The 21,046-nt window shown below is 70.1% G+C and carries 20 protein-coding genes; 10 read left to right on the forward strand and 10 right to left on the reverse strand.

Annotation, left to right across the window (positions count from 1 at the left end):
- Window positions 1-56 precede the first annotated feature (56 nt).
- The 3 genes from H9Y04_RS22845 to H9Y04_RS22855 all read left to right on the forward strand — a co-directional run bounded on the left by H9Y04_RS22845 (window position 57) and on the right by H9Y04_RS22855 (window position 2,269).
- Window positions 57-1,208 carry an acyl-CoA dehydrogenase family protein gene (locus H9Y04_RS22845; protein WP_187815851.1) on the forward strand — a complete coding sequence of 384 codons (1,152 nt, stop codon included), beginning with the start codon at window positions 57-59 and terminating at the stop codon, window positions 1,206-1,208.
- Window positions 1,209-1,267: 59 nt separating this feature from the next.
- Entirely contained in the window at window positions 1,268-1,555 is a 288-nt protein-coding gene (locus H9Y04_RS22850; RefSeq protein ID WP_187815852.1) for a YiaA/YiaB family inner membrane protein, read from the forward strand.
- Between the two features lie 90 nt (window positions 1,556-1,645).
- Complete coding sequence (locus tag H9Y04_RS22855) at window positions 1,646-2,269, forward strand: TetR/AcrR family transcriptional regulator (protein ID WP_187815853.1); 624 nt, start codon at window positions 1,646-1,648, stop codon at window positions 2,267-2,269.
- A gap of 15 nt (window positions 2,270-2,284) precedes the next feature.
- Here the strand turns inward: H9Y04_RS22855 and H9Y04_RS22860 are convergent, their stop codons facing one another.
- Window positions 2,285-2,749, reverse strand: a complete 465-nt coding sequence (locus H9Y04_RS22860) for a MaoC family dehydratase (RefSeq protein WP_187815854.1) — start codon at window positions 2,747-2,749, stop codon at window positions 2,285-2,287.
- A 102-nt stretch (window positions 2,750-2,851) separates the two neighbouring features.
- On the opposite strand from H9Y04_RS22860, the gene soxR reads away from it, so the two are divergent.
- Window positions 2,852-3,316, forward strand: a complete 465-nt coding sequence (gene soxR / locus H9Y04_RS22865) for a redox-sensitive transcriptional activator SoxR (protein ID WP_187815855.1) — start codon at window positions 2,852-2,854, stop codon at window positions 3,314-3,316.
- A gap of 81 nt (window positions 3,317-3,397) precedes the next feature.
- Here soxR and H9Y04_RS22870 read toward each other — a convergent pair whose 3' ends face one another.
- The gene (locus tag H9Y04_RS22870) at window positions 3,398-4,474 is read right to left on the reverse strand and encodes an RNA ligase (ATP) (RefSeq protein ID WP_187815856.1); all 1,077 of its coding nucleotides are present in this window, start codon (window positions 4,472-4,474) and stop codon (window positions 3,398-3,400) included.
- A 288-nt stretch (window positions 4,475-4,762) separates the two neighbouring features.
- Between H9Y04_RS22870 and H9Y04_RS22875 the strand changes: the two genes are divergently transcribed.
- On the forward strand, window positions 4,763-5,374 hold the full coding sequence (locus tag H9Y04_RS22875) for a hypothetical protein (protein WP_187815857.1): 612 nt from the start codon (window positions 4,763-4,765) through the stop codon (window positions 5,372-5,374).
- Here the strand turns inward: H9Y04_RS22875 and H9Y04_RS22880 are convergent.
- Both H9Y04_RS22880 and H9Y04_RS22885 read right to left on the reverse strand, forming a co-directional pair.
- The gene (locus H9Y04_RS22880) at window positions 5,350-6,066 is read right to left on the reverse strand and encodes a 3-keto-5-aminohexanoate cleavage protein (protein ID WP_187816167.1); all 717 of its coding nucleotides are present in this window, start codon (window positions 6,064-6,066) and stop codon (window positions 5,350-5,352) included. The genes H9Y04_RS22875 and H9Y04_RS22880 overlap by 25 nt on opposite strands.
- Before the next feature lie 76 nt (window positions 6,067-6,142).
- Window positions 6,143-6,781 carry a hypothetical protein gene (locus tag H9Y04_RS22885; protein ID WP_187815858.1) on the reverse strand — a complete coding sequence of 213 codons (639 nt, stop codon included), beginning with the start codon at window positions 6,779-6,781 and terminating at the stop codon, window positions 6,143-6,145.
- A gap of 249 nt (window positions 6,782-7,030) precedes the next feature.
- Here H9Y04_RS22885 and H9Y04_RS22890 point away from each other — a divergent pair, with 249 nt between their 5' ends.
- A complete protein-coding gene (locus H9Y04_RS22890; protein ID WP_187815859.1) occupies window positions 7,031-9,877 on the forward strand; it encodes a penicillin acylase family protein in 2,847 nt (948 codons plus the stop codon).
- Window positions 9,878-10,011: 134 nt separating this feature from the next.
- A complete protein-coding gene (locus H9Y04_RS22895) occupies window positions 10,012-10,773 on the forward strand; it encodes a lysophospholipid acyltransferase family protein (RefSeq protein ID WP_187815860.1) in 762 nt (253 codons plus the stop codon).
- An 8-nt stretch (window positions 10,774-10,781) separates the two neighbouring features.
- Here the strand turns inward: H9Y04_RS22895 and H9Y04_RS22900 are convergent, their stop codons facing one another.
- Both H9Y04_RS22900 and H9Y04_RS22905 read right to left on the reverse strand, forming a co-directional pair.
- Window positions 10,782-12,083 (reverse strand): serine-threonine protein kinase, encoded by a 1,302-nt coding sequence (locus H9Y04_RS22900; protein ID WP_187815861.1) that lies wholly within the window; start codon window positions 12,081-12,083, stop codon window positions 10,782-10,784.
- 182 nt (window positions 12,084-12,265) lie between these two features.
- Window positions 12,266-13,519: an exo-beta-N-acetylmuramidase NamZ family protein gene (locus H9Y04_RS22905; protein WP_187815862.1), complete on the reverse strand. Its 1,254-nt coding sequence runs from the start codon at window positions 13,517-13,519 to the stop codon at window positions 12,266-12,268.
- 271 nt (window positions 13,520-13,790) lie between these two features.
- Between H9Y04_RS22905 and H9Y04_RS22910 the strand changes: the two genes are divergently transcribed.
- From H9Y04_RS22910 to H9Y04_RS22920, 3 genes are read left to right on the forward strand one after another with little or no spacing between them, the layout of a single operon-like run.
- Window positions 13,791-14,555, forward strand: a complete 765-nt coding sequence (locus H9Y04_RS22910; RefSeq protein ID WP_187815863.1) for an SDR family oxidoreductase — start codon at window positions 13,791-13,793, stop codon at window positions 14,553-14,555.
- Window positions 14,552-16,213, forward strand: a complete 1,662-nt coding sequence (locus H9Y04_RS22915; RefSeq protein ID WP_308801071.1) for a class I adenylate-forming enzyme family protein — start codon at window positions 14,552-14,554, stop codon at window positions 16,211-16,213. Before H9Y04_RS22910 ends, H9Y04_RS22915 begins: the two co-directional genes overlap by 4 nt.
- Before the next feature lie 40 nt (window positions 16,214-16,253).
- Entirely contained in the window at window positions 16,254-16,853 is a 600-nt protein-coding gene (locus H9Y04_RS22920) for a TetR/AcrR family transcriptional regulator (RefSeq protein ID WP_438818135.1), read from the forward strand.
- A gap of 31 nt (window positions 16,854-16,884) precedes the next feature.
- On the opposite strand, the gene H9Y04_RS22925 is transcribed toward H9Y04_RS22920, so the two are convergent.
- The 4 genes from H9Y04_RS22925 to H9Y04_RS22940 form a co-directional block, all read right to left on the reverse strand.
- Window positions 16,885-17,529, reverse strand: a complete 645-nt coding sequence (locus H9Y04_RS22925) for an acetate uptake transporter (RefSeq protein WP_187815864.1) — start codon at window positions 17,527-17,529, stop codon at window positions 16,885-16,887.
- 120 nt (window positions 17,530-17,649) lie between these two features.
- Window positions 17,650-18,864 carry an acyl-CoA dehydrogenase family protein gene (locus H9Y04_RS22930; RefSeq protein WP_187815865.1) on the reverse strand — a complete coding sequence of 405 codons (1,215 nt, stop codon included), beginning with the start codon at window positions 18,862-18,864 and terminating at the stop codon, window positions 17,650-17,652.
- A 6-nt stretch (window positions 18,865-18,870) separates the two neighbouring features.
- Window positions 18,871-19,893 carry a phosphotransferase family protein gene (locus H9Y04_RS22935; protein WP_187815866.1) on the reverse strand — a complete coding sequence of 341 codons (1,023 nt, stop codon included), beginning with the start codon at window positions 19,891-19,893 and terminating at the stop codon, window positions 18,871-18,873.
- 238 nt (window positions 19,894-20,131) lie between these two features.
- Window positions 20,132-21,043, reverse strand: coding sequence for an MBL fold metallo-hydrolase (locus tag H9Y04_RS22940; protein WP_187815867.1), 912 nt, complete (start codon window positions 21,041-21,043; stop codon window positions 20,132-20,134).
- Window positions 21,044-21,046: the final 3 nt, after the last annotated feature.

The raw sequence follows: 21,046 nt of genomic DNA on the forward strand, positions 1-21,046 counted from the left end.
TAGGGCCCTGAACCTAAAAACTAGCAGTGATAATTAAACTGGCAGGGTGAGCGCCGATGAACCTGGAACTCAGCGAAGAGCAGACGGCCGTACGCGAACTGGCCCGTGACTTCACGGCCCGCGAGATCGCCCCGTACGTCACCGAGTGGGACCGGGCCGAGCAGGTCGACCGCGCCATCGTGAAGAAGCTCGGCGAGGTCGGCTTCCTCGGGCTCACGATCGACGAGGAGTACGGCGGCAGCGGCGGCGACCACCTCGCGTACTGCCTGGTCACGGAGGAGCTCGGCCGCGGCGACTCCTCGGTGCGCGGCATCGTCTCCGTCTCGCTCGGGCTCGTCGCCAAGACGATCGCCGCGTGGGGGAACGAGGAGCAGAAGCAGCACTGGCTGCCGCGGCTCACCTCCGGCGAGTACGTCGGCTGCTTCGGCCTCACCGAGCCCGGCACCGGCTCCGACGCGGGCAACCTGACCACGAAGGCCGTACGCGACGGCGACACGTATGTCGTCAGCGGTACCAAGATGTTCATCACCAACGGCACCTGGGCCGATGTCGTGCTGCTCTTCGCGCGCACCAACGACCAGCCCGGCCACAAGGGCGTCTCCGCCTTCCTGATCCCCACCGACAGCCCGGGGCTCACCCGCCGTGAGATCCACGGCAAGCTCGGGCTGCGCGGGCAGGCCACCGCCGAACTCGTCCTGGAGGACGTCCGCGTGCCCGCGTCGGCGATGCTCGGCCCCGAGGGCAAGGGCTTCTCCGTCGCGATGTCGGCGCTCGCCAAGGGCCGGATGTCGGTCGCGGCCGGCTGTGTCGGCATCGCCCAGGCGGCGCTCGACGCGGCGGTCAGGTATGCCACCGAGCGCGAGCAGTTCGGCGGCCCCATCGCCCGCCATCAGCTGGTCCAGGAGCTGATCAGCGATATCGCCGTGGACGTGGACGCGGCCCGGCTGCTGACCTGGCGGGTGGCCGATCTCATCGACCGCGGACTGCCGTTCACCACCGAGTCCTCCAAGGCGAAGCTGTTCGCCTCCGAGGCGGCGGTGCGCGCGGCCAACAACTGCCTTCAGGTGTTCGGCGGTTATGGCTATATCGACGAATACCCCGCGGGGAAGCTGCTGCGCGACGCCCGTGTGATGACGCTGTACGAGGGCACCTCGCAGATACAGAAGTTGCTCATCGGGCGTGCGGTGACGGGAGTGTCGGCGTTCTGAGTACGGCTTGAGTACCTGTACGGATGTGGCCCGGCTCACAAAGCCCCACCCTGTGGCGTATGACTGACGCGCCGATCACGCAGCAGAACACCACCGGCTTCTACGGGATGGCGATCGCGTCCTTCGCGATCGCCCTCGGCTCCGTGGGCATCGCGCTCCTCTACATGGACGTCGACGTCTGGATCCGGGCCTTCATGGCGATCTCGGTCCTGTATCTGACGACCTCCGCGATCACGCTCTCGAAGGTCGTACGGGACCGGCAGGAGTTCGAGCAGATCGTCAGCCGGGTGGACCAGGCCCGCATGGAGAAGATCCTCGCGGAGCACGATCCGTACAGGACTCCATAGCGCTCGTCCGGGACTCCGTAGCCTTCGTCACTAAGCGCTTGCTCACCGGTCGGGGTATGGTGTTCGCCCGATGACCGGAAGGGGCGAGTGATGACCGCGACCGAGGAGACCCAGGACGTGCCCTGGGGTGACGTCACCCCGGACGCCGCCCGGCGGCTGATGGTCGCCGCGGTCGAGGCCTTCGCCGAGCGCGGGTACCACGCGACGACCACACGGGACATCGCGGGCCGCGCGGGCATGAGCCCGGCCGCGCTCTACATCCACTACAAGACCAAGGAAGAGCTGCTCCACAAGATCAGCACCCTCGGTCACACCAAGGCCGTGAACATCCTCACGACCGCCGCCGACGCGGACGGCACCGCCGCTGAGCGTCTCGCGCAGGCGGTGCGCTCCTTCGTGGTCTGGCACGCCGGGCACCACACCACCGCCCGGGTCGTCCAGTACGAGCTCGACGCCCTCGGCGACGACCACCGCGCCGAGGTGGTCCAGCTGCGCCGGCAGTGCGATGCGGCGGTACGGCGGATCCTCACGGACGGCGTGAAGTCCGGCGAGTTCGAGGTCCCGGACATCCCCGGCGCCACCCTGGCCGTGCTCTCGCTCTGCATCGACGTGGCCCGCTGGTTCAACGTCCAGGGGCGCCGGACACCCGACGAGGTCGGCGCGTCGTACGCCGACCTCGTGCTGCGGATGGTGGGGGCGCGGCCCCGTTCGTAAGAACTGCCGCAGGTCCTAGAAGTAGAACCGCGAGACCGACTCGGCCACGCACGCCGGCTTCCCGCCGTCCTCACGCTCGACGGTCACCGCCGTCGTCAACTGCACACCGCCGTCAGGGGTGTCGGTGACCTCCTTGATCACCGCGGTCGCGCGCACCCGCGAGCCCACCGGCACGGGGGAGGGGAAGCGCACCTTGTTGGTGCCGTAGTTGATGCCCATCTTCACGTTCTCGACCCGCATGATCTGCGGGACGAGCGTGGGGAGCAGCGACAGCGTCAGATAGCCGTGCGCGATGGTCGTGCCGAACGGTCCCGCGGCCGCCTTCTCGGCGTCGACGTGGATCCACTGGTGGTCGCCGGTGGCCTCCGCGAAGAGATCGATCCGCTTCTGGTCGACCTCCAGCCACTCGCCGCCGCCGAGCTCCTCGCCGATCGCCGCACGCAGCTCCTCGGCCGACTTGAAGATCCTGGGCTCTGCCATGTCCTCTGCCTCCACTCATTGTCTAAGCGCTTGCTCAGCATGGTCGTCCGCCCTTGCCCATGTCAACGGAACGGGCGCAGCGGCGCAGGTAGGGTCCATGACGTGCCGCAGATTCCCGAGAAGATCCATGAACTCACCGTCGGCCAGCTGTCCGCGCGCAGCGGCGCCGCCGTATCGGCCCTGCACTTCTACGAGTCCAAGGGCCTGATCAGCAGCCGCCGCACCTCCGGCAATCAGCGCCGCTACAGCCGCGACGCCCTGCGCCGGGTCGCCTTCGTGCGGGCCGCGCAGCGCGTGGGCATCCCTCTCGCCACCATCCGCGACGCCCTCGCCGAGCTCCCCGAGGAGCGCACGCCCAACCGTGAGGACTGGGCCCGGCTCTCGCAGACCTGGCGCAAGGAACTGGACGAGCGCATCAAGCAGTTGGGTCGCCTGCGCGACCATCTGACCGACTGCATCGGCTGCGGCTGCCTGTCCCTGGAGACCTGCGTCCTGTCCAACCCGGACGACGTGTTCGGCGAGCGCCTGACGGGTTCGCGTCTGCTCGCGGAGAAGAAGGAGTCCTAGGCGCTTCAGGCATCCGGGAAGCTTTAGGCATACGGGAAGGGGGCGAACCGTCGCACGACGGCTCGCCCCCTCCTCGGTGTCTCACTCGTACTCGGTGCCGCCCTTACGGGTCAGATAGGCGGGGCTGACGGCCTTCGCGATGGCCCGCGAACCGACGACGTCACTGCGCCGCCCCACCGCGGGCCGTACCACGACGCCCTCGCGCAGATGCAGCTCACGCCCCGACACGGTCTCGCGCCCGGAGGCGTACGCGAACACCAACTCCTCGTCGTACGGCCCCTCGTAGAGCGTGGGCACCAGCGGCAGCCGCTCCCGGAGCAGCTCCTCGAGCTCCGCCGGGTCCAGCCAGCGCACCTGCCCGCCGACCTCCACGGAGGCGTCGAACACCGCGTACCCGAGCGTGGCGCGCCGCCCGTCCGCGCCGTACGTCAGGTCCTGTACGCCGGCACCGTAGACCTCACCGAACAGGCCGACCCTGCTCGCCCCGAGCCGCTCGGCGAGCCAGGCCGCGACGGCCGGCACGTCGAAGCCGCGTACCGCCCGCCAGTACAGATTGCGCGGGTCCTCCTTGATGGCGAGGTACTTGGCGCCGAAGCCCTTCGAGGTGACCTGCACCTGCTCCGTACCGGCGGCATACGTGACCAGGCACGCGGTTCCGTGCAGCTTCTCGGTCAGGACGACCTGCTCGCCGGGCTCGAAGATGCCCGGATAGCGCTGGAGGTTCTCGATGTCGATCCAGGGGAGCAGGTCGGGCGCGGGCTCGATCTCCCCGTTCATGGTGGTGGGCACCTCGGGCACCCACTTGGTGATGCCCAGCTTCTCGGCGAAGTCCGTGCCCTCTGCGGCGGCCTCGGCGAGGTCCACGCCTGCGAGGGCGGCGGGCCGGCAGACCAGGCCCTGCGAGAGCTCACCGCGCAGCCGGATCGCCTTCACGCGGTTCGCCTTCGACCCCGCGAGGCGGCCGGTGAGCCCCAGCTCGTCGATCAACTCCTGGGGCAGGACGGCCTGTTCCGGGATGTAGACGGCGTGATCTCCGCTGCGGTAAGCGCCCTTGGCGACGACGGCTCGGTACAGGCCGACCTGGGCCAGTTCGAGGGCGTCGGCGCCCGGATGCTCATGGACGGTCAGCTCTTCGGCGGTGACGCGCAGCGTCGACATTTTTCTGGGCTCCCTGTGTGCTCAGTTCGGTTTCATCGCCCTCCACTGTCCGGGGCGGAATCCGCTGGAGCGAGCGGATTTCGCTCTGGTAGCGTCGCGATCTTCGCCCGGGCGCGGTCCCGGTCCGGAGTCCTGACGGGAACTTTCCGTATGCCTTCCCCTGAGCTCGATGCAGCTGTCGCCCGTGTCCGGGCCGTTTTCGCAGGGGCTTCGAGCCCAGGTGAGCAGGGCTGCACCATGTGCCATGACCCTGAGTGGACCGTCATGTTGCGGACGCCGGATGTGCCGATGTCCGTGGAAGCGGTCGACGCGCTTGCCCGCGAGGGCTTCGATCACTTCGACGACTTCGCCGCGTCCGTACGCCGTCTGCTGCCCGATCTGACACGGCAGTTGGCCGCGGGCGTGAGCGGCGCGGCCGGGGGTTTCGGAGGGGTGCAGGTGGTCGGTCACACCGACTGGAGCTTGGCCCCGGACGACGAGCGCGCGGCCGTACTCGGCTTCTTCGAGGCCTGGTGGCTGGACACCCTGCGCTCGCCTCAGCCTCTGTACTCCGTCGACGACGTGTTCCAGACCTGCGCGACCGCGACCCGCACCGTCACGCCGTATCTCGCCGCATGGGTGGCAGAGGCGCCGGGCGGGACCGCGGACGTGCATCTGTGCGCGTTCCTGGACCTGCAGCACCTCGACCTGATCAACGAGGACGAGCGGATGATCGGTTGGTGGACGGACTACAGCCGCCCCGAGCCCATGGCGGAGATCGTCACCTGGGTGCTGGAGCACGGCGTGGACCGGATCCGTGCACAGGGCGCTCCCTCCGACCTCCTGAGCCGGCTCGAGCTGCTGCGGATTCCCGGGTACGAGGAGCGGTGGGCGGCCTACGAGGCCAGGTTCCTCACGTGAGCCACCAACTCGGCGTTGTCCGCCGCCCGTCGCCCGTCCGGCAACACCAGCGTGTCCTCAAGGCCGATCCGCGTCGCAATCCCCCGCTCCAGCGCAAGCCGCAGCACCGGCCACGCGCCGTCCTCCTCGCCGTGCAGGAGGACGGGACGGCCGTGTTCCGTGCCGATCTCGGCCAGGAGCGCCGAGGCCGACGCCGCGGCCGTCCGCGCCGACGTGTCCGTCACCTCGGCAAGGACCCGCAACACCCGCCCGCGCAAAGGCGATGCACGGAAGCGGTCGGGCCCGTCCGTCCCGGACCACAACCCCGCCTCCACCCCCACACCCCGGTCGAGCAGCTCGGCCGCGACCTCCTCCGCCCCCGGCTCATGCCAGTTGACCGACGCATGGTCGGGCAGCACCGTCCACGAGCGGATCTGCTCCAGGCGTACGGACGGGTCCGGTTCGGCCCAGGCGCCCGTCGTCACCCCGACCGGGACGCCGACCTGCGACCGTACGGCCTGCAGAGTCGCCGCGACCATCCGCGGCGAGAGGGTGTCGTGCCCGCAGGGAGTCTTGGGATGGACATGCACGTCCACGGCTCCCGCGGCGACCGCACGCGCCGCCGCACGAGCCATGTCCTCGGGGGACATCGGCACGGAAGCGCCGTCCGCCGTGCCCCGCGCACCATTGAGACAGACCTGTACCCACACCATGCCGTCGATCGTGCCAGCCGCCACTGACACGACACGACCTTGAGCGCCTTGCCCGCTCACCCCGACAGCGCGTTGATCACGCCGACAACGCACTCATCGCCGCCGCTGCCGCAAGCAGTGCCGGACGCCGGTTCCCCGTCCGTATCTGCATCAGCGCCTCGGCCGTGAGCACCGGACGCGGCACCACGATGCCGCAGTGCTCGCAGAGCGGGCCCGAGAAGGGTTCGTGGGTGAGTTCCTGTTTCCAGGTGATGTCGGTGGAATCGCAGACCGGGCAGAGGTCGCCGGGTTCGCGCTCCAGCGCGGAGATCAGCCTGCGCAGCACCGCGGCCAGAGGTGCACCGGGGTGGACCGCCGGGTCCTCGCACCACGCTATGCCGTGGCCGCCCCAGGTCAGCCGGTGCCAGTCGTCGATCACTCCGGGCCTGCGCAGTCCGTCGTGCTTCTCGCGCTTGCGACGGTCGGCGAAGTCGCGTTCGTAGGCGAGCCAGACGGCCCTGGCCTCTTCGAGTTCGTCGAGCGCGGCCTCGAGCCGCGCCGGATCGGGGGACCGGTCCTCGGGGTCGAAGCCGGCCCTGGTGCACAGATGGTCCCAGGTCGCCCGGTGGCCGTAGGGGGCGAACCGTTCAAGGCACTTGCGCAGTGAATAGCGGCGCAGCGCCAGGTCGTTGTGTGGGTCACGCACCTGTCTCGCGAGGCTGCGGAATCCGGCCATCGCCATGCACCTCCGTCAGTGGAACTCGGACGTCGCGGGTTGGACGTAACGGGTCGTGATTCGGCTCCCTTTCGGCTCCATCGAATTTCCGATGGGGTCCATCACTGCTGCATGCGGGGTGGCTGAGGCCCCCGGGTGTGGTGAATTGGCAAAGGTGACGCATGTTCACCTTCTGCTCGGTCCCTACCGTCGGTAACCTCCGGTCACCGCACTCGCGGGGTGCTTCACTTCCAGCCAGGAGGAGCAGGTATGCGACAGCGCATCCCCCGACTCAGAGTCCGCAGCACCGGCACCGGAAACTCCAGGCCCGCCCGTGCCTTCGGCGTGCTCGCGGCCACCGCCGCACTCGCCGCCGGACTCCTCGCGCCGCTCCCGCAGGCCGCGGCGGCCGAAGTGCCGGCCGACCACTGCGGCGACCAGTGCAGCGACATCCTGCCGCCGGGCGCCAACGGCTCGGCGACGCTCGCGGGGATCCTCGGCCACCGCCTCTTCGGTACGAAACCGGCGCACAGCGACGATCAGTTGGCGCCCTACGACGCCCTGGCGTCGGGGTACGGATCCCTGACCGACGCCACCCTCAGCAGCTACTTCCATGACGCGTCCTTCGGTGTTCCGGCCGACCAGGTCGCCTCCGTCACGCGCCCCCGCCCCGATGTGACGATCACGCGCGACAAAAAGAACGGTGTTCCCCATATCAAGGGCAGCACGCGCTACGGCACCGAGTTCGGCGCCGGATTCGCCGCGGGCCAGGACCGCCTGTGGCTGATCGACCTGTTCCGGCACATCGGCCGCGGCGAGCTCACCCCGTTCGCCGGCGGCGCCCCGGCCAACCAGGGCCTGGAGCAGAGCTTCTGGCCGCAGGCCCCGTACAGCGAGGCGGATCTGCAGGCGCAGGTCGACTACATCCTCAACCAGCAGGGTGCGCGCGGGAAACAGGCCATGGAGGACGCCCAGGCCTACGTGGACGGACTCAACGCCTATCGCGTTCAAGCCAAGAAGTGGCGCTATTTCCCGGGCGAGTACGTCCTCACCGGAAAGATCGACGCGATCACCAACATCGGCGAGATCCAGCCGTTCAAGGTGACCGACCTCATCGCCCTCGCCTCCGTGGTCGGCGGGCTCTTCGGTGGAGGCGGCGGGGGAGAGGTGGAGTCGGCTCTCTCGCTGCTCGCCGCGCAGAACAAGTACGGAGTGGAGGAGGGCACGAAGGTCTGGGAGTCCTTCCGCCAGCGCAACGACCCCGAGACCGTGCAGACCGTCCACGACGGCAGCAGCTTCCCGTACGCCGAGAAGCCCGCGAAACCACGCGGGATGGCCATGCCGGACGCGGGCTCCGTGGAACGCGAACCGCTGATCTTCGACCGTACGGGCGCGGCCGCGCAGCAGACCCCCGCGAAGGACCCGGTCGAGGCGCCCGCCAAGCTCCGCAAGCTGCAGGGGATGCATGACGAAGGCGTGCTGCCCGAGGACCTGTTCAGCGCCAAGAAGGGCATGTCCAACGCGCTGGTCGTCTCCGGGAAGCACACCGCCAGCGGTAACCCGGTGGCCGTGTTCGGCCCGCAGACCGGGTACTTCGCGCCGCAGCTCCTGATGATGCAGGAGCTCGACGGACCCGGCATCAAGGCCCGCGGTGTCTCCTTCGCCGGTGTCGGCATGTACATCCAGCTGGGCCGCGGCGTGGACTACTCCTGGTCGGCCACCTCGGCGGGCCAGGACATCACCGACACCTACGCGATCGAACTCTGCGAACCGGGCGGCGGGTCGCCCACCAAGCAGTCCACGCACTACCGCTACAAGGGCGCGTGCGTCCCGATGGAGAAGCTGGAGAAGCGCAACGCCTGGAAGCCCAGCCTCGCGGACTCCACGGCCGCGGGCTCGTACCGGATGCAGATCTTCCGTACGCACTACGGCATCGTCACGCACCGCGCCCTGATCGGCGGCAAGCCCTTCGCGTACACCTCGCTGCGCTCCACGTACCGCCACGAGGCCGACTCGATCATCGGCTTCCAGATGTTCAACGACCCGGGATACGTGAAGGACGCCAAGTCCTTCCAGAAGGCGGCCGATCACATCGGCTACGCCTTCAACTGGTTCTACGCGGACTCCCGTGACATCGCGTACTACAACAGCGGCTCCAACCCGGTGCGCGCCGCAGGCGTGGACGCCTCCTTCCCGGTCCTCGCCGAGGACGCGTACGCCTGGAAGGACTTCGACCCGCGGGGCAACACCGCCGCGTACACCCCGATGAACGAGCATCCGCAGTCGGTGAACCAGGACTACTACATCTCCTGGAACAACAAGCAGGCCGACGATTACAGCGCCGCCGACTTCAGCTTCGGCGCCGTGCACCGCGGTGATCTCCTCGACGACCGGGTCAAGGAGCTGATCGGGAACGGCAAGGTGACCCGCGCCTCCCTGACGCAGGCGATGGCCGAGGCGGCGGTCGCGGATCTGCGCGGTGAGCAGGTGCTGCCGGAGCTCCTGAAGGTGATCCGTTCCCAGCCGGTCGCCGATCCGCAACTGGCGCAGGCCGTCCAGCAGTTGGAGGCCTGGCAGCAGGCGGGCACCCTGCGCAACCAGACGTCGGCGGGCTCCAAGACGTACGCGCACGCGGACGCCATCCGGATCATGGACGCATGGTGGCCGCTCCTGGTGGAGGCGGCGTTCAAGCCCGGGCTCGGCGACGAGCTGTACGCGGCACTGACCGGGCAGCTCGGTGTCGACGAAGCGCCTTCGGCGGCGCACGGACCGACGGGGGCGCATGCCGGTTCGGCCTTCCAGCGCGGCTGGTGGGGCTATGTCGACAAGGATCTACGGGTGGTCCTCGGCCAGGAAGTGAAGGGCCCGCTCGCCCGCACGTACTGCGGCGGAGGACAGCTCGCCGCCTGCCGCGACGCGTTGCTCACCACCCTCGCCCGGGCCGCGGCCAAACCCGTCACCGAGGTGTACCCCGGTGACGAGCACTGCAAGGCCGGCGACCAGTGGTGTGCGGACGCGATCGTGCACCGGGCGGTCGGCGGGATCACGCACCAGCCGATCCAGTGGCAGAACCGGCCCACCTACCAGCAGGTGGTGGAGTTCCCTTCCCACAGGTGAAGCAGATGAAGCGGACCGTTCCTGAGCTCCGGCGCGGGGGCGGTCCGTCGCCAAGATGAGTAGGTGCACTCAGGCCCACACGCCCGTGACGGGCGACGATGGTGATCATTCGTCGTCCGTCACAGGAGTGCCGTGTGCTCAGCCGTCTCGCCCACCGTCTCGTCCCGGCCGCCGGGCGCCTCACCGTGACCACCGACGCGGGCGCCGTGCTGGCGCCGGGCAGCCTCATCGTCGCGAACCACACCTCGCTGGCCGACCCGGCCGTCGTCCTCGCCGCGCTGCACCGGCTCGGGGTACGGCCCGTGGTGATGGCCGCCGCGGGACTGTGGCGCATCCCGGTGCTCGGCGCGGCCCTCGCCCGCGAGGGGCACATACCCGTCCACCGCGGTGACCGCCGCGCGGCGCACGCCCTCGACCTCGCGGCCGCCGCGCTGCAGGACGGCAGGCTGGTCCTCATCTACGGGGAAGGCCGGCTGCCGGTCCGCAAGGACGCCGCCGAGCAGGCCCCCGAACGCTTCCGCAGCGGCGTGGCCCGGCTCACCGAACGCACCGGCGCCCCCGTCGTGCCGGTCGGCCAGGCCGGAGCGCGCAGAGTCCTCTCCGGCGGCACCGCGAAGCACCTCGCGGGCCTGGCCACGGCGCCGCTGCGCCGCCCACGGCTCCATGTGCACGTGGGCGCACCCCTCACGCTGACCGGGGGCGGTCACCGGACCGTCCGCACCGCACGGGCCCACGCTGCGGTCACGGCGGCCTGGCGCACGGCGGCGGCCCGGATCGGCGAACCGGCCGCGCTGGGCGAACTCACCGCGCTCGGCGACGGCGTGGCGCTCGGTGGCGAAGTGGCGTCCGGTGACGCGGTGTCGACGTTCGGCGACGAGGTGACGCGCGCGGCGTGAGCCGCAGCTCAGGCCCGAACGCGTCCCGCCGCAAGCACCACCTGCGCCAACTCCTTGTGCAGGATGTCGCTGTGGGCCCCCGACGGCGGTCCGCCGCGGCGGACCTTCGCGGCCGCGTCCACGTTCACACAGCCGTCCTTCGGCAGCCGGCCGTCGAGCGCCTGGGCGAGCGTGAGCCGCTTGACGCCGTCGACGGCCTTGATCCCGTCGTAGCCGAGCGCACTCCACTTGGCCTCGTCGCCGAGCAGCCCCATCGAATCGCCGGCGAGCCGCGAGGCCAGCGGATAGAACACCTTCAAGGCGGCGTCGTGCTCCGAGTGGCAGCACACCAGCGGCCCGTCGATCCGCCGCTCCTGCCCGCGCAGCACGCCTCCGTTGTCCGCCTGGTGGGGCAGCCGCGGGGCGAAGGCGTAATGCGAGAACGCGCCCTGCAGCAAAGTCACCGACTTTACGTGCGACACGTTCCTCGGCAGCCCGCGCAGCGCGAAGGAGACAAGGCGCGCACCGAAGCTGTGCCCGACGAGATGGATCCTCATGTCCGGGTTGCGGTCGGCCAGTTCACCGAGCGCGGGCCCGAGCCCCAGCTGTCCGACCGTGCCCGCGCGCCGCTTCATCGCGTAGTAGGTGCCCTGGCGAAGCAGCTCCTTGCCGCCGTTCCACAGCCGGTCGAGCCCGATCCCGAACGTGCCCTCGCGCGGTGCCGGCTGCACGGCGCCCAACTCCTCCAGCGCTTCGGTGAACCCCCGGCAGACGGCCGCCGTGTCGTCGAAGAGCATCGCCGGATCGCTCTGCGGCGCGGCCGTCTCCGCCTCGATGTCCCCGGCGAAGGAGGCCTGCGTGCCGCGCAGCGGCACCTCCACCAGCTTCCGTACGAAAAGGCCGAACTCGTCGAACGCCGCCTGATTGGTGGGCTGTTCGGTGAGCATCCGCGCAAGCCGGTCCACGAACTCCGCGCGGTCGGGGAACGTCTGCCGCAGCGCCTGCCGGGTGGCCTCGTCGAGCTCGGGCCGAAGGGCGGGCTCCACGGCGGCCCGCGGATCGAAGTCGGGAATCGGCTCGTCCGTGAACCGCATCGAGGGCCACATCACGCCCACGTAGCCCGTCGTCCCCGCGGGCGCGAGCGCCCCGAACGGCGCGAAGAAGCGGTCGTAGAGCTTGTTGGCGAGCGATCGGTCGTTGTTCCAGCCGTGCGCGAACACGATCAGATCCTTCACCCGCAATGCGCGCAGCGCCTCCAGCTGCCTGCCCTGGACGTCCCCGTCCGCGTCGAAGGTGAGCTCCCGGTACGGTGCGACGCTGAACTCCGGCATGGCAGCCTCCGTCCACGGACCCCGGCACTGTGTCCGCCCAGCATGGCGCCGGGGTCCGTGCTCGGCCAGCTCTGTTTCCGTATCGGCGGTCGCGTCGGCGCGACGCGTCAGCCGTATCGGCGCGACGCGTGAGCCGTATCGGCGATGCGCGTCAGCCGGATCAGCGATACGCGTCAGCCGGATCAGCGATACGCGAGGTACTTCCGCCGTACGGCACGGAACGCGGCCAGTTCGTCCTGCCAGCCGCCGACGACCTCGTCCACGCCCGCACCCGCGTCGATCATGGTGCGGACCTGCGTGGATCCGGTGAGCTTGTCGATCCAGTTGTCGGCCCGCCAGGCGAAGCCGCTCCAGGTCCGCTTGGCGGTGATCAGGAGTCCGATGCCCGTACGGATGGGATCGAAGGCCTCGCGGTCGTGCACATGGACCTGGACGCCGCCCACGGTCTTGCCCTGGAACTTGGAGAAGGTGGGCGTGAAGTACGCCTCGCGGAAGTGCACACCGTCCAGGCCGAGTTCATCGGCGGCCGCGGCCCACTGCCGGCCGATCCCCTCGGCGCCCAGCAGCTCGAACGGGCGGGTCGTGCCGCGCCCCTCGGACAGGTTGGTGCCCTCGAACAGACAGGTACCGGAGTACACGAGCGCCGTCTCGGGCGTGGGCATGTTGGGACTCGGCGGCACCCACGGCAGCCCGTACGCGTCGTAGAACTCCTCGCGCCGCCACCCGGTCATGAGCACGGTCTCCAGCGGGACGGGCGTGGTGAGGTACTCGCCGTTGAACAGCCGGGCCAGCTCGGCCACGGTCATGCCGTGCGCCTGCGAGATCGGCTCGCGGCCGACGAACGTCGCGAACTCCTTGTGCAGGATGGGGCCTTCGGCCGAGCGCCCGGTGACGGGGTTCGGGCGGTCGAGCACGACGAAGCGCTTGCCGGCGAGTGCGGCGGCCTGCATGCAGTCGAAGAGTGTCCAGATGTACGTGTAGAAGCGGGCGCCGACGTCCTGGATGTCGAAGACCACCGTGTCCACGCCGGACTGCGTGAAGATGTCGGCCAGCGGCTGACCGCTCTTCTGGTACGTGTCGTAGACGGGCAGCCCGGTCGCGGGGTCCTCGTAGTAGCCCTCGGACCCGCCGGCCTGCGCGGTGCCGCGGAAACCGTGCTCGGGGCCGAAGACGGCGACGAGGTCCACGCGGTCGTCGGCGTGCATCACGTCGACGATGTGCCGGACGTCCCGGGTGATCCCGGTGGGATTGGTGACGACACCGACCCGCTCACCGTCGAGCCGGTCGTACCCGGCCGCGGCGAGATTCTCGAATCCGGTGCGGAATCTCTTACTGGTGCCCTGGGTGTCGGCGGCCGCGGCCGAGCCGGTCAGGGCCGTGGCGGCGGTCGTGGTGGTGGCTGCGGCGAGCAGCGCCCGTCTGGACAGGTGCGTCATGGTGCCTCCGTGTGTGCGGGTGCGCGAACGTACGCCTGCGGCGGGCCTCCTTCCCCTGCTCGCCCTATCCCGAAACCGGGGCTGCATATCCAGCCCCTGCGGCGATTGAGCAGATCCGAGCGAAGCTCGGATGCGGGGTCTGGGGCGGAGCCCCAGTTTCGGGAAGGGGCGGGGCGGGGAGAAAGGCCCGCCGCACGCGCACCACTCGCACCCCCACGAAGCCGCACCGCACCCCTTCCGACGAGGCATACCGACTGGTTAGTCTGCGCCCATGACCAACGTGCAGAGCAAGGCAGTTGTCGTCACAGGCGCCGGCGGCGGCATCGGCGCCGCCCTGGCCCGCCGCTTCGCGGCCGAGGGCGCCAGAGTCGTCGTCAACGACATCGACGAGACCAAGGCCAAGGCCGTCGCCGACGAGATCGGCGGCATCGCCATCCCCGGCGACGCGTCCGCGATCGTCGAGGAGGCAAGGCAGGCCCTCGACGGCACCGTCGACATCTACTGCGCCAACGCGGGCCTCGCCAGCGGCGGCACCGAGTCCGCCGACGAACAGGTCTGGGCCCGCGCCTGGGACGTCAACGTCATGGCCCACGTCCGCGCCGCCCACACCCTCCTCCCCGCCTGGCTCGAGCGCGGCGAGGGCCGGTTCGTCTCCACCGTCTCGGCCGCAGGGCTGCTCACCATGGTCGGCGCCGCCCCGTACAGCGTGACCAAGCACGGCGCGTACGCCTTCGCGGAGTGGCTCTCGCTCACGTACCGCCACCGCGGGATCAAGGTGCACGCGATCTGCCCCCAGGGCGTGCGCACCGACATGCTCACCGCGGCCGGATCCGCCGGCGACCTGGTGCTCGCGCCCACCGCGATCGAGCCCGAGGACGTGGCCGACGCGCTGTTCCAGGGGATGGCGGAGGACCGTTTCCTGATCCTTCCGCACCCCGAGGTCGCCGAGTACTACCGTGTCCGGGCCGCCGAGCCCGACCGCTGGCTGACCGGCATGAACCATCTGCAGCAGAAGTGGGAGACACACACCAAGTGACGCAGACACCGGTGACCTACAGCGACAAGCCCTGGCTGGCCCGTCTCAGCGAGGCCCAGCGCGCCCCGCTCACCCCGCCGCCCTCGGTCGTGCACTCCTTCCGCGCCGCAGCGGCCAAGGCCCCCGACCGCACCGCACTCGCCTACTTCGACGGCCGCCTCAGCTACGCGGAGGTGGACGCCCTGTCCGACGCGGTGGCCGGCCATCTCGCCGAGCGCGGCCTCGCCGACGGCGACCGGGTCGCGCTGATGCTGCAGAACTCCCCGCACTTCGTGCTCGCCCTGCTCGGCGCCTGGAAGGCCGGCGCGGTGGTCGTGCCGGTCAACCCCATGTACAAGTCGGGCGAGGTACGCCACGTCCTCGACGACGCCCAGGTCACCGCGCTGATCTGCGCGGACCGCGCCTGGGAGGCCTATCTGCGCGAGGCGGCCGCCGGCTCTCCCGTACGGATCGTCCTCACGGCCTGCGAACTCGATCTGCAGACCCGCGGCGACGAGCGGGTCCTGAACTTCGAGCGGGCCCCCGAAGCGGCCGACGCCGAGGACCTGCTCACCGTCGCGCGCCGCGGCGCCAAGGCCCCTGACGTGGCCCAACGGGCCGCCGACGACCTGGCGTTGATCAGCTACACCTCGGGCACCAGCGGGCAGCCCAAGGGCGCCATGAACCTGCACGGCAACATCACCTACAACGCCGAACGGCAGCGCTCGGGCCATCCGATCGCCGAAGGCGCCGCCTACTTCGCGCTCGCCCCGCTGTTCCACATCACCGGGATGGTCTGCCAGCTCGCCTCCTGCTTCGCCAACGCCGGCACCCTGGTCCTCGCCTACCGCTTCCACCCGGGTGTGGTCCTCGACGCGTTCGCCGAGCACAAGCCCGCGTACACGGTCGGTCCGTCCACCGCGTTCATGGCGCTTGCCGCGACCCCGGGCGTCACGCGCGAGCACTTCGCGTCGTTCCAGGTGATCTCCTCGGGCGGTGCGCCCGTGCCGCCGGCGCTCGTCGAGAAGTTCCGTACGGCGTTCGGCCCCTACATCCGCAACGGATACGGCCTCACCGAATGCACCGCCCCCTGCGCCGCGGTCCCGCCGCAGCACGAGGCCCCGGTCGACCCCGAGTCCGGCACCCTGTCGGTCGGCGTGCCCGGCCCCGACACCGTCGTACGGATCGTGGACGAGGCCGGCGCCGAGGTGCCGTTCGGCGAGCAGGGCGAGATCGTGGTGCGCGGACCGCAGGTCGTGCCCGGGTACTGGGGCCGTCCGGACGCCACGGCCGAGGCCTTCCCGGACGGCGAACTGCGCACCGGGGACATCGGGTTCATGGACGCCGACGGCTGGCTCTATGTCGTGGACCGCAAGAAGGACATGATCAACGCGTCCGGGTTCAAGGTCTGGCCGCGCGAGGTCGAGGACGTCCTCTACACCCACCCCGCCGTCCGCGAGGCCGCCGTCGTCGGGATACCCGACAGCTACCGCGGCGAGAGCGTCAAGGCGTATGTGAGCCTGCGGCCCGGCACCGAGACGGACCCGGCGGAGATCGTCGCGTACAGCAAGGAGAGACTGGCGGCGTACAAGTACCCGCGCAGCGTGGAGATCCTGCCGGAGCTGCCCAAGACGACCAGTGGGAAGATCCTGCGGAGGGAACTGCGTGACCGCGCCTGAGGCAGGTGTGGTGCACAAAGGCAGAAGGAGCAGAAGGCAGGTGGCGACAGTGCCAAAGACGGAGCAGACCACCACACCCGTCCCGCAGCGGCTGCTCGCCGCCGCCACCCGGCTCTTCGCCGAGCAGGGGTACGACCGCACCTCGGTGCAGGAGATCGTGGAGGCGGCGGGCGTCACGAAGGGCGCGCTGTACCACTACTTCGGGTCCAAGGACGATCTGCTGCACGAGATCTACGCCCGGGTGCTGCGCCTCCAGCAGGAGCGGCTCGACGCGCACGCGGAGGCGGACGAGCCGGTCGAGAAGCGGCTGCGGGACGCGGCGGCCGACGTCGTGGTCACCACGATCGCGAACCTCGACGACGCACAGATCTTCTTCCGGTCCATGCACCATCTGAGCCCGGAGAAGAACAAGCAGGTCAGGGCCGAGCGCCGGCGCTATCACGAGCGGTTCCGCGCGCTGGTCGAGGAGGGCCAGACCGCCGGGGTCTTCTCCTCGGCGACGCCCGCGGACCTGGTGGTGGACTATCACTTCGGATCCGTCCACCACCTGTCGACCTGGTACCGGCCAGCCGGGCCGCTGACCCCGCAGCAGGTCGCCGACCATCTGGCCGATCTGCTGCTGCGGGCGCTGCGTCCGTGAGCGGGCACGGGGCCGTGGGGCGCCCGGGGGCTCAGCCCAGCGGGATGACCTTGCGGCCCCAGGTCTCGTTCGTGACGATGCCGAACGAGGTGTAGAAGGCCGCCGCCGCGCAGACCAGGCCGAGGAAGCCGCCGGTGTGCGCGAGGGCGGTGGACTGGGCCAGGTCGCCGAGCGCCAGGAACAGGAACGTCAGGCTCAGCGTGGTGAAGACGACCTTGTGCGCGAGGTCGGACTTCATCGCGGCGATGGTCATGTACAGCGTGAAGACGAACCACGCGATCAGGTACAGGCCGGTCGCCAGGTGCGCGTCCGCGGCCGGCAGGCCCGGCACGACGAACTTCACGTAGGCCGCGAAGGACATCCAGAACGCGCCGTACGAGATGAACGCCGTGGTGCCGAAGGTGTTGCCGCGGCGGAACTCGAAGAGACCGGCGACGAACTGCGCGAGCCCGCCGTAGAACAGCGCGAGCGGCAGGACCACGGCGCTCAGGGCGGCGTTGGAGATCAGCCCCGAGTTGAACATGCTGAGCACGAACGTGGTCAGGGCGAAGGCCGCGAGACCGAGCGGGCCGGGGTTGGCGAGCTTCGGGGCGGGAGTTGGGGCGGGGGCCGCGGCGGGCGCCTCGGTGCGGAGCGTGGCGGCGGAGGAAGCGGGGGCTTCGAGAAGAGCGGACATGGCGTGGGGACACTTTCACTCGACGACCTTCCAACGCTACGTGCGCGGCCGCCCCGCTCCGGACGCCAAGAGCCCTGCTTTCCCGGGCTCTGAGTCCCGGGAAAGCAGGGCGAAGGTCCCTCAGAGGTACTTCTTCAGCTCCCGCCTGGCCAGCGAACGCTGGTGCACTTCGTCGGGCCCGTCCGCGATCATCAGTGTCCGCGCCCCCGCGTACAGCTCGGCCAGCGGGAAGTCCTGGCTGACGCCGCCCGCGCCGTACAGCTGGATCGCACGGTCGAGAATGCCCACAACCGTCCGCGGCGTCGCGATCTTGATGGACTGGATCTCGGTGTGCGCACCCTTGTTCCCGACCGTGTCCATCAGCCAGGCCGTCTTCAGGACGAGCAGCCGCAGCTGCTCGACGGCGACCCGCGCGTCCGCGATCCACTCGTGGATCACGCCCTGCTGCGCGAGCGGCTTGCCGAAGGCCGTACGGGCCACCGCACGCTTGCACATCAGCTCGATGGCGGCCTCCGCCATACCGATCAGGCGCATGCAGTGGTGGATACGGCCCGGGCCGAGCCGCGCCTGGGCGATGGCGAAGCCGCCGCCCTCCTCGCCGATCAGATTGCCTGCCGGTACGCGCACGTTGTCGAAGACCACCTCGGCGTGCCCGCCGTGCCAGTGGTCCTCGTAGCCGAACACCTGCATGGCGCGCTTCACGGTGAGCCCCGGGGTGTCCCGCGACACCAGGATCATGGACTGCTGGCGGCGGATGTCCTCGCCGTCCGGGTCCGTCTTGCCCATCACGATGAAGATCTGGCACGCGGGGTTCATCGCCCCGGAGATGTACCACTTGCGGCCGTTGATGACGTAGTCGTCGCCGTCGCGCTCGATGCGCGTCTCGATGTTCGTCGCGTCCGAGGAAGCCACCTCGGGCTCCGTCATCGCGAACGCCGAGCGGATCTCACCGGCGAGCAGCGGCTCCAGCCACTGCTTCTTCTGCTCGTCGCTGCCGAACTGCGAGAGCACCTCCATGTTGCCGGTGTCCGGGGCCGCGCAGTTCAGGGCGGTGGGCGCCAACTGCGGGGCGCGCCCGGTGATTTCGGCGAGCGGCGCGTACTGCAGATTGGTCAGCCCCGCACCGTACTCGGCGTCGGGCAGGAAGAGGTTCCACAGGCCCTGCCTGCGCGCCTCGGCCTTGAGCTCCTCGACGACCGGCGGCACCTCCCACGGCGAGGACAGCTGGGCGTGCTGCTCGTGCATCACCTTCTGCGCCGGGTATACGTGCTCGTCCATGAAGGCGAGCAGTTTGGCGCGGAGTTCCTCGGTGCGGGCGTCGAATGCGAAGTCCATGCGGAATCAGCCTTCCTGAAGGGTGGTCAGGCCGTGCTCGATGAAGACGGGTACGAGTTCGCCGATCCGGTCGAAACCGGAGCCGACGGTCTGGCCGAGGGTGTAGCGGTAGTGGATGCCCTCGAGGATCACGGCGAGCTTGAACCAGGCGAACGCGGTGTACCAGGACACCGCCGAGACATCGCGGCCCGAGCGCTCGGCGTACCGCTCGATCAGCTCCTGCGGCGTGGGGTGCCCGGCGGCCGTGGCGGTGGTGCTGATGGGGGAGTCGGCGAGCCGGAGCGGCACGCTGTACATCACGAGCAGGCCGAGGTCCGTGAGCGGATCGCCGAGCGTGGACATCTCCCAGTCCAAGACGGCCTTGATCCGGTCGTCCTCACCCATCAGCACGTTGTCGAGGCGGTAGTCGCCGTGGATGACGGTGGCCGTGGGGGAGACGGGCAGGGAACGCCCGAGCGCCGCGTGCAGCTCGTCGATCCCGGCGAGGTCGCGATTGCGCGAGGCGTCCAACTGCTTGCCCCAGCGACGCAGTTGCCGGTCGAGGAAGCCCTCGGGCCGGCCGAAGTCCGCGAGCCCGACGGTCTCGGGGTCCACCGCGTGCAGGTCGACCAGGGTGTCCACGAGAGAGAAGACCGCCGCCCGGGTCCGCTCGGCGCCGAGAGATGCCAGCTCCGCGTCGGTGCGGTACGGGGTGCCGGCCACGAACTCCATCACAAAGAACGGAGCCCCGAGGACCTCCTCGTCCTCGCACAGCAGCACGGTCTTCGGCACCGGTACGGCGGTCGGGTGCAGCGCCTTGATCACCCGGTGCTCGCGCTTCATGTCGTGCGCGGTGGCCAGCACGTGCCCGAGGGGCGGGCGCCGCACCACCCAGCGCGAGGTGCCGTCCGTGATGTCGTACGTGAGGTTCGACCGGCCGCCCTCGATGTGCCGCCCTTGGAGCGGACCTTGTACGAGACCGGGTACCTCTTGGTCGAGATGGTCACGCAGCCGGTCCAGATCGAGACCTGGCAGCTGGTCTGAGCTCATGCGTCGCTCCTCATGATGGACTGTCCAGCATGATGCCGACCAGTCGGTATGTCGTCCAGTGCGTACGCGGGAAGTGATCGGTCTCTCGTCGCTATGCGCCGGGTATGCCCGGAATTTCCGGCGGGATTTCCGTCGGCTCCCCGCCGCTTGCTCGTCGGCTCCCCGCCGCTTGCTCGTCGGCTCGCGCCGCTTCTCCGTCGGCTCGCGCCGCTTCTCCGTCGGCTCCCCCCCGTGAGTCTCAGGCGTGGCAGGTCACCATCTCCCCGCCGTTCATGACCGCCATGTCCCCGAAGACGGCCACCGGATCGAGCGGCGCACCCTCGGGCCGCCCGTCGAGCTCGGCGTACGCACGGTGCAGATTCGTCACGAGCCGTTCGCTCTCCCGCCACGCGCCGAACTCGCCGAGGTCCGTGGCCCGGGCCGCCTCCAGCGGCCTGAGCCCGGCCGCGTACGCCTTCTCGGCGGTCTCGGCGACGAACCGCAGATACCGCTCGGTGCGGTCGTACGCGGAGGGGTCGGTCACCGGCCCGTGCCCGGGCACCACCGTCTCGGCCCCCAGCTCCCGCAGCAGGCCGAGCGCCCGCAGGGAACCGCTGAGCGAACCCATCGGCAGGAAGGGCGTACCGCCCTCGAAGACCAGGTCCCCGGTGAACACGATCCGCTCCCGCGGCAGCCACACGATGGTGTCGCCGACCGTGTGCGCGGCGCCGGGATGGATCAGCTCCACCGTGCGCCCCGCCGTGTGCAGCGTCATCCGGTCGCTGTACGTGAGCGAGGCGGGCGTGATGCGGATGTCGCCGAAGTCGGTCCCGGGCCACAGGAGATGGAGCTGGGGCCCGGCCGCGAGCGCTTCGGTACGGCACTGCTCATGCGCCACGACCGTGGCGGCGGGCGTGAACACCGCATTGCCATAGGTGTGGTCGCCGTGGTGGTGGGTGTTCACCACGTACCGCGGCAACGGCGCGCCGTCGGCGAGCAGCGCCTCGCGCAGCGCGTGGGTGCGGCGCTCGGTGGCGGCGGTGTCCACGAGCAGCGTGGCCTCGCCGTCGGTCACCCAGCCGGAGTTGTTGAGACACCAGCCGCCGTCGGGCTGGACGTAGGCGGTGACGCCGGGCGCGAGCTGTTCGGGATAGGGCTGTCCTGCGGTCATGCC

The organism is Streptomyces polyasparticus, assembly GCF_014493765.1.
Taxonomy (GTDB): Bacteria; Actinomycetota; Actinomycetes; order Streptomycetales; family Streptomycetaceae; genus Streptomyces; species Streptomyces polyasparticus.

Excerpts from the sequence above, each read along its gene's own strand:
- H9Y04_RS22845 (WP_187815851.1), top strand. The coding sequence starts at position 57 with ATGAACCTGGAACTCAGCGAAGAGCAGACGGCCGTACGCGAACTGGCC.
- H9Y04_RS22850 (WP_187815852.1), top strand. The coding sequence starts at position 1,268 with ATGACTGACGCGCCGATCACGCAGCAGAACACCACCGGCTTCTACGGG.
- H9Y04_RS22855 (WP_187815853.1), top strand. The coding sequence starts at position 1,646 with ATGACCGCGACCGAGGAGACCCAGGACGTGCCCTGGGGTGACGTCACC.
- H9Y04_RS22860 (WP_187815854.1), bottom strand. The coding sequence starts at position 2,749 with ATGGCAGAGCCCAGGATCTTCAAGTCGGCCGAGGAGCTGCGTGCGGCG.
- H9Y04_RS22870 (WP_187815856.1), bottom strand. The coding sequence starts at position 4,474 with ATGTCGACGCTGCGCGTCACCGCCGAAGAGCTGACCGTCCATGAGCAT.
- H9Y04_RS22875 (WP_187815857.1), top strand. The coding sequence starts at position 4,763 with ATGTCCGTGGAAGCGGTCGACGCGCTTGCCCGCGAGGGCTTCGATCAC.
- H9Y04_RS22880 (WP_187816167.1), bottom strand. The coding sequence starts at position 6,066 with ATGGTGTGGGTACAGGTCTGTCTCAATGGTGCGCGGGGCACGGCGGAC.
- H9Y04_RS22885 (WP_187815858.1), bottom strand. The coding sequence starts at position 6,781 with ATGGCCGGATTCCGCAGCCTCGCGAGACAGGTGCGTGACCCACACAAC.
- H9Y04_RS22890 (WP_187815859.1), top strand. The coding sequence starts at position 7,031 with ATGCGACAGCGCATCCCCCGACTCAGAGTCCGCAGCACCGGCACCGGA.
- H9Y04_RS22900 (WP_187815861.1), bottom strand. The coding sequence starts at position 12,083 with ATGCCGGAGTTCAGCGTCGCACCGTACCGGGAGCTCACCTTCGACGCG.
- H9Y04_RS22905 (WP_187815862.1), bottom strand. The coding sequence starts at position 13,519 with ATGACGCACCTGTCCAGACGGGCGCTGCTCGCCGCAGCCACCACCACG.
- H9Y04_RS22910 (WP_187815863.1), top strand. The coding sequence starts at position 13,791 with ATGACCAACGTGCAGAGCAAGGCAGTTGTCGTCACAGGCGCCGGCGGC.
- H9Y04_RS22925 (WP_187815864.1), bottom strand. The coding sequence starts at position 17,529 with ATGTCCGCTCTTCTCGAAGCCCCCGCTTCCTCCGCCGCCACGCTCCGC.
- H9Y04_RS22930 (WP_187815865.1), bottom strand. The coding sequence starts at position 18,864 with ATGGACTTCGCATTCGACGCCCGCACCGAGGAACTCCGCGCCAAACTG.
- H9Y04_RS22935 (WP_187815866.1), bottom strand. The coding sequence starts at position 19,893 with ATGAGCTCAGACCAGCTGCCAGGTCTCGATCTGGACCGGCTGCGTGAC.
- H9Y04_RS22940 (WP_187815867.1), bottom strand. The coding sequence starts at position 21,043 with ATGACCGCAGGACAGCCCTATCCCGAACAGCTCGCGCCCGGCGTCACC.